Raw genomic sequence first — 9,693 nt, 5'->3', positions numbered from 1 at the left:
GAGTTCGCGGAGTCGCTGCGCGCCATCGCCGAAGGCGAGATCGACGTCGGGCCGCTGATCACCGGACAGGTCGGACTCGACGGCGTTGCGCAGGCGTTCGACGAGCTGGCCACGCCCGCCGAGCACTGCAAGATCCTCGTGACGCCCTGACGGTAGGGTGCCAGCATGCCGAACCGATTCCTCCTCCTCGCCGCGGCTGCGCTGGCCGCCGTCGGACTGTCGGCGTGCGACGCAGTGTCGGGCCCGACACCGACACCAGACGCCGATCTGCGGCAGGTGACCGTCGTGGGATCTGGTGAGGTACAGGGCACCCCGGACACGCTCAACGTCAACGCCTCGATCGAGTTCGTCGCGCCCGACGTCACCGGAGCCATGAATCAGGCCAGCGACCGCCAGGCCGCCGTCATCCAAGCGCTGGTGGACGCCGGCATCGAACGCAAGGACATCAGCACCACCCAGGCGAGCCTGCAGACGAACGTCAATCCCGACGGCTCGGCAGGCAATGGTTACCGGGCGACAAACTCCATCGACGTGAAGATCCGCCAATTGGACGCGGCGTCGCAGGCGCTGGCGCTGATCGTGTCCACCGGCGGCGACGCCACCCGGATCAACAACGTCAACTATTCGATCGACGACGACTCGGAGCTCGTGAAGGACGCGCGTGCTCGAGCTTTCAATGACGCCAGAGACCGCGCAGAGCAGTACGCCCAGCTGTCGGGCATGGACCTGGGCAAGGTGGTCTCGATTTCGGAGGCCGCCGGACCTCAGCCACCCGTTCCGCTGCAGCGCGGAGCCGAGATGGCGGCGGTGCCAGTGCCGGTCGAGCCGGGCCAGCAGACGGTCGGGTTCAGCGTGACGGTGATCTGGGAGCTGGCCTAGCTTCAGCCCGCAGGGGCGATGTCGACGGGGATGCCGTTGAGGACGGCGGTACCCGACAGCGGGTCGAGCTGATGGCCGTCGTTGAGTTGGTTGACGTTCACGCCAGGCTGGCCGGCGGCCACCCCCAGCCGGGTGCCGCCGCGGTCGTGTCCCCACCCATGCGGCAATGACACCACGCCGCGCCGCATGCCAGGTGTCACCTCGACCGGAGCAAGCAGATCCCCGCCAGGCCCCTTGACCGAAGCGGTGTCGGAATCGGCGAGACCGAGATCGGCCGCGTCGTCGGGATGGATCTGCAGCGTGCACCGGTTGGTGCCGCCCGCGAGGGCGGGCAGGTTGTGCATCCAGCTGTTGTTAGAGCGCAGGTGCCGCCTGCCGATGAGGACGAACCCGTCGGCGCCGCGTCCGATGGACTCACGCAGCCGAGCCGCGTCGGCGACCAGCGGTTCGGGGGCGAGTTCGATTCGCCCAGTTGACGTTCGGAGCACCGCGGGCAGGCGTGGCTGCAACGGGCCCAGATCGATGCCGTGCGGGGCCGCCTTGAGCCGGTCAAGGGTGAGCCCGTCGGGGTTGGCGCCGAACGCATCGCCGTAGGCGCCGAGCCGCAGCATCATGTCGAGGCGCCGCTCGTAACCGGGGCCGGGCGCAAGCATTGCGGTGAGCTCGTCGACGGCACGGCCGGCCACGGGCGAGTTCGGATCGGCGGTCTCCTTGGCCAGCGTGGTCGCAATGACCTGCTCGTCGACCAGCGCCGGATCTCCCTCGGCTCCGATGCCGTAGAGGATCAGGGCAAGGCGCGAGAGAATCTCGGGCTCGTCGGGACGGCCGTTCAGCGGCAGCGCGGGCGCAGAGTAGCGAGCGTTGTTGCGGACCGCGAGATTGTTGAGCGCGAAATCGAAGTGCGCGCTTTGCGACGGCGGCGGTGGCGGCAGGATGACGTCGGCGTGCCGTGTCGTCTCGTTCAGATACGGGTCGATAGAAAGCATAAAGTGCACGAATCCTCCCCCCAGCGCGCGGTCGAGCCGGTCGCCGTCGGGCGCGGACAGCACCGGGTTTCCGGCGATCGTGATCATCGCCTTGATCTGGCCGTCGCCGGGGGTGTCGATCTCTTCGGCGAGGGCCGCGGCAGGGAGCTCGGAAAGCGCTTCGGGATAACCGGATACGCGGCTGTGCCACCGACCCGTCGCGAATCCACGCCCCTTCTTCGGTGGCCGCGGCGCCGGCGCTACCGGCGAGAGCGGGAACATCGCGCCGCCGGGGCGGTCCAGGTTGCCGGTGAGGATGTTGATGACGTCGACGAGCCAGCTGCCGAGCGTTCCGAATTCGACTGTGGACGTGCCGATTCGGCCGTAGACAGCCGCAGATGGCGCGGCGGCGATCTCGCGGGCCAGCACACGAATGTCGTCGGCGGGGACGCCGCAGTGGGCGGCGACGTCGTCCGGCGTGAAACCGGCGGCGAGCGTGCGGACGTCGTCGACACCGTTGACGTGATCGGCCACTGTCCCGAGGTCGACCAGTCCCTCGTCGAACAGCACGTGCACGACCGAGAACAACAGCGCCGCATCGGTGCCGGGGCGTGGGGCAATGTGTCGATCCGCCAGCTCGGCCGTGCGCGTGCGGGCCGGGTCGATGACGGTGAGCCTGCCCCCGCGTTTACGTAATGCCCTCAGCTTGCCGGGGAAGTCGGCGGCAGTGGCCAGACTTCCGTTGGACACAAGGGGATTCGCGCCGATGATCAGCAGGTAGTCGGTGCGGTCGAGGTCGGGCACCGTGAATGCGACGGGGCTGCCGAACATGTAGCCGAGCGCGACGTGCTTGGGCATCTGGTCCAAGGTGCTGGCGCTGTACACCTGACGGGTGCCCAGCGCACGGATGATCAGCGGCGCGTACAGGGCGCCCGCAACGGTGTGGGCGTTCGGGTTGCCGAGGTAAATACCGACCGAAGTCCCGCCGTGCTCACGGATGATTTCGCCGAGCCGCTCCGCGACGACGGCGTACGCCTCGTCCCAGGTGGATTCGACCAGGGCGCCGTTACGGCGGATCAGCGGCCGCGCCAGCCGGTCGGGATCGTTGTCGAGCTCGGCGAAGCTCGCGCCCTTCGGGCAGATGAATCCGGCGCTGAAGACGTCCTCACGGTCACCGCGGGCACCGGTCACCCGGCCATCCTCGATGGTCAGGGTCATGCCGCAGGTGGCCTCGCAAAAAGGGCAGATCCGCAGGGCTGTGTCGGTCATCGCCTCATCTTGCGCCTAAATCTGCTCGTACACCTTCGGGTCGAGCGTGCCGATGTAATCCAGGTCGCGATAGCGCTCGGCGTAGTCCAGGCCGTAGCCGACGACGAACTCGTTGGGGATGTCGAAGCCCACGTATTCGATGTCGACGTCGGCACGGACGGCGTCGGGTTTGCGCAGCAGCGTGCACACCCGTAGCGACCTCGGGTGCCTGGACGCCAGGTTGCGCAGCAGCCACGACAGCGTGAGGCCGGAGTCGACGATGTCCTCGACGATCAGCACGTCACGGTCATTGATGTCACGGTCGAGGTCCTTGAGGATGCGCACCACACCCGACGACGAGGTCGACGAGCCGTACGAGCTGACCGCCATGAACTCCAGCTGCGTCGGCAGCGGAATCGCCCTGGCCAGGTCGGTGACGAACATGACCGCGCCCTTGAGCACCGTGACCAGCAAAAGGTCCGCGCCGCTCTCGCCGATCTTCTCCCGGTACTCGTCTCCGACCAGCGTGCCAAGCTCCGCGACGCGAGCTTGGATCTGATCCGACGAGAGCAGCACCGACTTGATGTCGCCCGGATACAGCTCGGCAGATTGCTCTGGCACGTCCACAGCGTGCCATGTGGCCGCTCCCCCGACCAACGCGGCCGTGTTAGTTGCTGCCTCGCACGGGCTCGGTGTGCAGCGTCAGCATCCCGTCGCGGCGGCCTGCGACGAGGCGCTGGCTGCGCAGCGGCGACCCGACGGCCACGCCGCCCTGCCCGCGCCAAGCCGTGACCAGCGTGTCAACGGCGCGAATCTGTTTGTCCGTCAGGTCAGTTGCCCCGCCCGCGAGCAGCCACCCGCGAATCGCTCTGCGCCGGATGGCCTCCGGCAGCGCTGCCAGCCGGGTGACGTCCAGCGCGGCGCCGGTGCCGACGTCGGTCAACGCGTGCCGGGCCAGCTCGTCGAGCGTGTCGGTGTCCTCGCGAAGCGCGGTCGCTGTGCGGGCCAGCGCTTCGGCGACACCGCCACCAAGCACCTCCTCAAGAAGCGGCAGCACCTCGGTCCGCAGCCGGGTGCGGGTGAACCGGCGATCGGCGTTGTGCGGATCCTGCCACGGCGACAGGCCGAGTTCGGCGCAGGCGGCATGCGTGACTTCGCGGCGGACGTTCAGCAGTGGGCGATACCACGGCGGGTCGCACGGTCGCATGCCCGCGATCGAGCGTGCGCCCGATCCGCGGCCCAGCCCCAGCAACACGGTCTCGGCCTGGTCGTCGAGCGTGTGCGCCAGCAGCACCGGCGCGCCGCCGCGGGCCGTGTCCAGCGCTTGGTAGCGGGCGGTGCGGGCCGCGGCTTCCGGGCCGCCCTCCGAACCAACCTTGACGCAAAGCACTTGCGCGTCAATACATTTCAACGCCATGGCTTGGTGGCGTGCGGCGGCGGCCACCCGCTCGGAGTCCGGTTGCAGACCATGGTCGACGATCAGCGCGGTGGTCGGCTTCACTGTGGCCGCGACGGCGGTCAGAGCCAGGGAATCCGCGCCGCCCGACAACGCGACGCACCAGCCGTCGTCACCTGCGCAGTGCTCGCTGGCGAACGCCGCGACCGCGGCCTGCAGCGAAGCTACAGCACCCTGTCGATCCATCGCTGCGGCTCGTCGATTTCGCTTGGCAGCGGCAGGGTTTCGGCGCTGGACCACACCGCGTTGAAGCGGGCCATGCCAACCCGGGACACCACGTGGTCGACGAACGCCTTGCCGCGGGTGTACTGGCTGAGTTTGGCGTCAAAACCCAACAGCGCCCGCACAATCCGTTGCAGCGGGGGTTGCTTACGTTGACGCCGCTCGTCGAACCGGCGCCGGATGGTGGTCACCGAGGGCACCACCGCGGGCCCGACGGCGTCCATCACATGATCGGCGTGGCCCTCCAGCAGAGTGCCGAGCACCAGAAGCTGATCGAGCGCCTTTCGCTGCGGCTCGGATTGCACGGCCCGCAGCAGCCCGATCACACCTGTCGAATTCGGTTCGGGCGCAGCACCATTCGCGCCGTTACGGTTGTTGCGGACATACTCCGCGAGTCGGCCGACTATGTCCGTGACGGCTTCGCCGGCCTCGTCGGTCAGAATGGCGAGCGACTGCGACATGTGGTCGGCCAGCCACGGGTTGGCGCGGAACTGGACCCGGTGGGTGACCTCGTGCAGGCAGACCCACAACCGGAAATCGGCTGGCTGGACTCGCAATTGGCGCTCGACGGCAATCACGTTCGGGTACACCAGCAGCAGCTCGCCCCCGCCCGGACCGAACGGGTCGTACTGACCGAGGATGCCGGACGAGATGAACGCCAGCACCGCGCCGGTCTGTGCACCGGTGATCCGCCCGGTAATGGGATGCGGCTTTGCCGTGTCCTTTTCGGCGTCCTTATCGCTGCCGGATGTCATCACCCGCATGGACTGCGTCGCCGCGCGGATCCATTCGGGGCGGTCGACGATGCGGGCCTCGGGAATCTCGCCGCCCTCGGTGAGCCCGGTGACCTCGCGCACCGGCAGTTCTGAGCTGCGCGCCGCCGCGCTCAGTTGCTCGATGGCCTGGCGGTGGGTGTAGTCGGTGGCCGCGGGTCCGGGCCTGGCCAGTTTGGCGCCGACGGTGGCGGCGAAGTCCCAGTCGACGGCGCGGCCGACGTTCAGTGTGGACTTGGTCGAGGGGCTCATGTGGCACATCCGCAGGACCGCAGCACGGCGGCCAGGTTGTCGAGGGCGATGCGGCCAGTCGGGCCCGCGTTGTTGGAGATCAGCGAGAACGTCAGCACCCGGTCGCTGGCGTCGGTGATGATGCCGGCCAGCGCGTTGGTCCCGGTCAGCGACCCGGTCTTGGCCCGCAGGAATCCGGCGGCCGCGCGACCGGCGTCGGTGTCGAGGTAGCGGTTGGACAGTGTGCCGCTGCCACCGGCGATCGGCAGCAGATCCACCAGCGGTCGCAGATCGGGCTGTGCGCTGCCCGCGGCGGCGTTGACCACCTCGTCGAGCGTTTCGGCTGTCAACCGGTCATCGACGGATAATCCGCTGGAGTCCAACAGCCGCGCGCCTGAGGTGTCGATCTTGGCGCTGTCCAGCTCGTTCAGTACGGCCCTGGCCGCGCCGTCGAAACTCTGCGGCCGGTCGAGCGCATCGGCGACCTCCCTGCCGATCGCCTCGGCCATCACGTTGTCGGAGGCGTTCATCATTTCGCGAAGCCGCGCCATCAGCGGCGGAGACTGCACCGCTGCGATCTCCGTGCCGCCACGCAGGCCCGATGGCAGCACGGTGACGGTGGCAGGGTCGACCTCGAGCGCGACGGCAAGGGCGCGGCCGGCATCGAGCGCGGGCGTGGTGGACCGTCTCGACTCGACGCTGACGGGTTGCGTGCGGCCGCCGTCGAGCATCACCGCCTCCATCGGCGCGATGTCGCCACCGTCGATGTCGGCGGGGTCCCAGCCCGGCGCCATCGTGGGGCCGCTGTAGGCGCTGATGTCGACCTGCACCTTGGTCACCTCGATGCCGCTGCGGAGCACCTGGTCGGCCAGGTCGCTGATCCGCGCCGCATCCCGGTACCAGGTCGCCTGGCCGTTGGGCGCGGCCGACAGCGTCGGATCACCGCCGCCCTCGAGCACCACGACGCCGGGTGAGCGGGTTTGGTCGGCGGCGAAGACCCGGGTGGTCAGCGTGGCGTCGCGGTCGAGGGCCAGCAGCGCCGCCGCGGCGGTCAGCACCTTGTTCGTCGAGGCCGGCTGCATCGGCACGTCGGGGCCCTGTGCCCAGAGCTGGGCGCCGGTCATCGCATCGGTGATGCGGCCGGTCAGGTTGCCGAGGTTCGGATCGGCCAGCATGGGCGCAAGAGTGGCGGCCAGCCGGTCAGGCGTTGGCTTGGGCGCGGAGGCGGCCACGGGCACGATGCCGGGCTTGGCCGTTGCCGCAGGCGGAGCGGGCTTGATGGGCGCCGCGTCGGTGGAGTGCCCGGTGGTGAGCACTGCGGCCGCCGCGACCACGACAGCAACCAGCACCAGCACCGCCACCCCGACCACCACGTGGGTGGATCGCCGCCACCGAGTGGGCCGCATAGCTCTCCTGACTCCGTCCTGCCACAGCAGGGTAACTCTCTACTAGGGTTGACCTCCGTCGTCACCCGACGACCCCTGATCGAGCACATGAGTGAGGAGCCGCGGCGGTGGAGTTCGAGGTCGTCATCGAGATCCCGAAGGGTTCGCGCAACAAGTACGAGGTGGATCACGACACCGGCCGGGTGAAGCTGGACCGCTACTTGTACACGGCGATGGGCTATCCGACCGATTACGGCTTCATCGAGAACACCCTAGGCGAGGACGGCGATCCACTGGATGCGCTGGTCCTGCTGCCGGAGTCGGTGTTTCCCGGGTGCATGATCGAGGCGCGGCCGATCGGTATGTTCCAGATGGAAGACGATGCAGGCGGCGACGACAAGGTGTTGTGTGTGCCGGCCGGCGATGTGCGCTGGGACCACATCCAGGAACTCGAGGACGTGTCGTCGTTCGAGCTCGACGCGATCAAGCATTTCTTCGTGCATTACAAGGAGCTCGAGCCCAACAAATTCGTGAAAGCCGCTGATTGGGTGGGTCGCGAGAAGGCCGAGGCCGAGGTGCTGGCTTCGATCGAGCGGTTCAAGACGACCGGTCACTGATACAGGATTTATCGCCGCTGTAACACGGCGTAACGCCCGCGTTCTCTCGAGCTTTGATCATTGCGGTGTGTTCATGCACCAGGGCGTCGGTTTGCACGCGTTCAACGCGATGCCGCTGCGGCGTGCAGTACACGCCGTTTACGAGTGTTGCTACAGCGTGCCGCTGGCCGCTGATCTGGCGCGCGGCCGTCCCTACGCCGATCATGATGCGCTGTTCCGGCAGGCCGACAGGCTGCTGTTCGGGCTGTCGGAGGATTCGATCGACTCGATCCTGCAGGCGTACCCGGATGTGGGTCGGCGCCCGGGCAGCGAGAAGTCGCAGGCCGAGCAGTGTGCGGTGACTGACGAGCGGCCGGAGGTGGTGGAACAGCTGGGTGTCGCGGCCAAGCGCTACCTGGAGCATTTCGGGTTCGGTTTCGTGATGTTCGTCAACGGCTACAACGCGCAGGATGTGCTCGCGACGATGACCGATCGCGTGCACAACGACATCGACACCGAACGCAAGGTGGTTCGCAACGAGCTGGCGCGGATCAATCGCAGCCGGCTGGAACGCATGCTGGGACCTGAAGGCGGCTACGACAACTGGTGAGGCTTAGGCTCGCCGAGTGAACAGCCCGCATTTTCTGACGTTGCCCGATCTTGCGGCGCGCTCGGCAGGCGGCTCGGTGTTGTGGGCGAATGACGAGCTATTCGCCGAGAAGGAGAACCTGATCAAGCCCGGCCCGGCCGAACACCGGCCTGCGACGTTCGGGCACAAGGGCCAGGTGTATGACGGCTGGGAGACGCGGCGGCGTCGCGGAGTTCTTGCGGACGCGTGTGATTCGGCCATCGTGCGGTTGGGAGTGCCGGGGATAGTCCGCGGTGTGGTGGTCGACACGGCGTGGTTCACGGGGAACTATCCGCCGCAGATTTCGGTCGAGGCCGCGTTCGTGCCGGGCTTCCCGTCGGCCGAGGAGCTGGCGGAGAAGACGCAGTGGACGACGATCGTGGAGCGCGCTGACATCAACGGCGATACCCGAAATCTGTTTGAGGTCAAGTCATCCCGACGATGGTCGCATGTGAGGCTGTCGATCTATCCCGACGGTGGGGTGGCGCGGCTGCGGGTGCACGGAGAAGGGCTGCTGGACCCACGGTTCGCCGACTTGCCGCTGGACTTGGCGGCGCTGGAGAATGGCGGGCGAATTACCGCCTGTTCCAATATGTTCTACAGCTCGCCGAACAATCTCCTGCTGCCCGGCGGCGCCCGGACCATGGGCGAGGGTTGGGAGACGTCACGGCGGCGCGACGCGGGAAACGACTGGGTGCAGGTGCGTTTGGCCAGTCAGGGTGTGCTGACGTTCGCCGAGCTCGACACGTCGTATTTCCTTGGCAACGCACCGGGTTCGGCCCGGTTGAGCGGGCGCGACGGTGACGGCGAACGGCTCGACCTGCTGCCACAGACCGAGCTGCAGCCCGACACCAGGCACCGCTTCCTCATCGAAGACGACCGGCCCGTGACCGAGGCCCGTTTGGACATCCATCCGGACGGCGGGATGGCGCGACTGCGACTGTTCGGCAAGCTGACAGCGGAGGGCCTGCGGCGAGTTCACGAGCGCTGGGATTCCAGCGGCTAGCCCGTCCTAAAAGGGTGGTGGTTTGTTGCGTTGGGTGGTGTGGTTGTTGTTGAGTTGGCGTTCGGTTTGGATGGCGCGTTGGCGGTTTTGGGTGCGGGTGTGTGTGCGTCGGGGCATCGCCAGGCCGCGGCCGGGCTCGGTGGGGACAGTCGCTTCAGCGACCGTGATGGGTGCGGTGGGTCGGCACAGCGACGGGAACAGGATCGCGCTGCCGGGTTTGGTGGTGTAGGTCTGGCCGTTGGGGCTGGTCCAGATGACGGTGCCATCGGGTAGTTGGCGGTCCAGCCAGCCCCAGAACGTTTTG

9 protein-coding genes and 2 pseudogenes are annotated in these 9,693 nt (G+C 67.9%); 5 read left to right on the top strand and 6 right to left on the bottom strand.

The window, feature by feature from the left end:
* Positions 1–150 (top strand): annotated as a pseudogene (locus tag VFH65_RS09580) (alcohol dehydrogenase); the annotation flags it as partial.
* Between the two features lie 15 nt (positions 151–165).
* Positions 166–879, top strand: coding sequence for an SIMPL domain-containing protein (locus VFH65_RS09575; RefSeq protein ID WP_353320961.1), 714 nt, complete (start codon positions 166–168; stop codon positions 877–879).
* A 2-nt stretch (positions 880–881) separates the two neighbouring features.
* On the opposite strand, the gene VFH65_RS09570 is transcribed toward VFH65_RS09575, so the two are convergent.
* The 5 genes from VFH65_RS09570 to dacB are packed head-to-tail and all read right to left on the bottom strand — an operon-like array spanning position 882 to position 7,180.
* Positions 882–3,113: a molybdopterin oxidoreductase family protein gene (locus VFH65_RS09570; protein ID WP_353320960.1), complete on the bottom strand. Its 2,232-nt coding sequence runs from the start codon at positions 3,111–3,113 to the stop codon at positions 882–884.
* A gap of 15 nt (positions 3,114–3,128) precedes the next feature.
* A complete protein-coding gene (gene hpt, locus VFH65_RS09565; protein WP_353320959.1) occupies positions 3,129–3,749 on the bottom strand; it encodes a hypoxanthine phosphoribosyltransferase in 621 nt (206 codons plus the stop codon).
* A gap of 10 nt (positions 3,750–3,759) precedes the next feature.
* Positions 3,760–4,734, bottom strand: coding sequence for a tRNA lysidine(34) synthetase TilS (gene tilS / locus VFH65_RS09560; protein WP_353320957.1), 975 nt, complete (start codon positions 4,732–4,734; stop codon positions 3,760–3,762).
* Positions 4,713–5,795 (bottom strand): zinc-dependent metalloprotease, encoded by a 1,083-nt coding sequence (locus tag VFH65_RS09555; protein ID WP_414688388.1) that lies wholly within the window; start codon positions 5,793–5,795, stop codon positions 4,713–4,715. Before VFH65_RS09555 ends, tilS begins: the two co-directional genes overlap by 22 nt.
* Positions 5,792–7,180 (bottom strand): D-alanyl-D-alanine carboxypeptidase/D-alanyl-D-alanine endopeptidase, encoded by a 1,389-nt coding sequence (dacB, locus tag VFH65_RS09550; protein ID WP_353320954.1) that lies wholly within the window; start codon positions 7,178–7,180, stop codon positions 5,792–5,794. Before dacB ends, VFH65_RS09555 begins: the two co-directional genes overlap by 4 nt.
* 107 nt (positions 7,181–7,287) lie before the next feature.
* Between dacB and VFH65_RS09545 the strand changes: the two genes are divergently transcribed.
* The 3 genes from VFH65_RS09545 to alc all read left to right on the top strand — a co-directional run bounded on the left by VFH65_RS09545 (position 7,288) and on the right by alc (position 9,389).
* Entirely contained in the window at positions 7,288–7,776 is a 489-nt protein-coding gene (locus VFH65_RS09545) for an inorganic diphosphatase (RefSeq protein ID WP_353320953.1), read from the top strand.
* A gap of 67 nt (positions 7,777–7,843) precedes the next feature.
* A complete protein-coding gene (locus VFH65_RS09540; protein ID WP_353320952.1) occupies positions 7,844–8,365 on the top strand; it encodes a 2-oxo-4-hydroxy-4-carboxy-5-ureidoimidazoline decarboxylase in 522 nt (173 codons plus the stop codon).
* A 16-nt stretch (positions 8,366–8,381) separates the two neighbouring features.
* On the top strand, positions 8,382–9,389 hold the full coding sequence (gene alc / locus VFH65_RS09535; RefSeq protein WP_353320951.1) for an allantoicase: 1,008 nt from the start codon (positions 8,382–8,384) through the stop codon (positions 9,387–9,389).
* 6 nt (positions 9,390–9,395) lie between these two features.
* On the opposite strand, the pseudogene VFH65_RS09530 reads toward alc, so the two are convergent.
* Positions 9,396–9,693, bottom strand: a pseudogene (locus VFH65_RS09530) (HNH endonuclease); the annotation flags it as partial.

Source organism: Mycobacterium sp., assembly GCF_035697385.1.
GTDB lineage: Bacteria > Actinomycetota > Actinomycetes > Mycobacteriales > Mycobacteriaceae > Mycobacterium.
The sequence above is the reverse complement of the archived record's forward strand: the minus strand, read 5'-3'. Positions and strand labels throughout refer to the sequence as shown.

Excerpts from the sequence above, each read along its gene's own strand:
- VFH65_RS09575 (WP_353320961.1), top strand. The coding sequence starts at position 166 with ATGCCGAACCGATTCCTCCTCCTCGCCGCGGCTGCGCTGGCCGCCGTC.
- VFH65_RS09570 (WP_353320960.1), bottom strand. The coding sequence starts at position 3,113 with ATGACCGACACAGCCCTGCGGATCTGCCCTTTTTGCGAGGCCACCTGC.
- tilS (WP_353320957.1), bottom strand. The coding sequence starts at position 4,734 with ATGGATCGACAGGGTGCTGTAGCTTCGCTGCAGGCCGCGGTCGCGGCG.
- VFH65_RS09555 (WP_414688388.1), bottom strand. The coding sequence starts at position 5,795 with ATGAGCCCCTCGACCAAGTCCACACTGAACGTCGGCCGCGCCGTCGAC.
- dacB (WP_353320954.1), bottom strand. The coding sequence starts at position 7,180 with ATGCGGCCCACTCGGTGGCGGCGATCCACCCACGTGGTGGTCGGGGTG.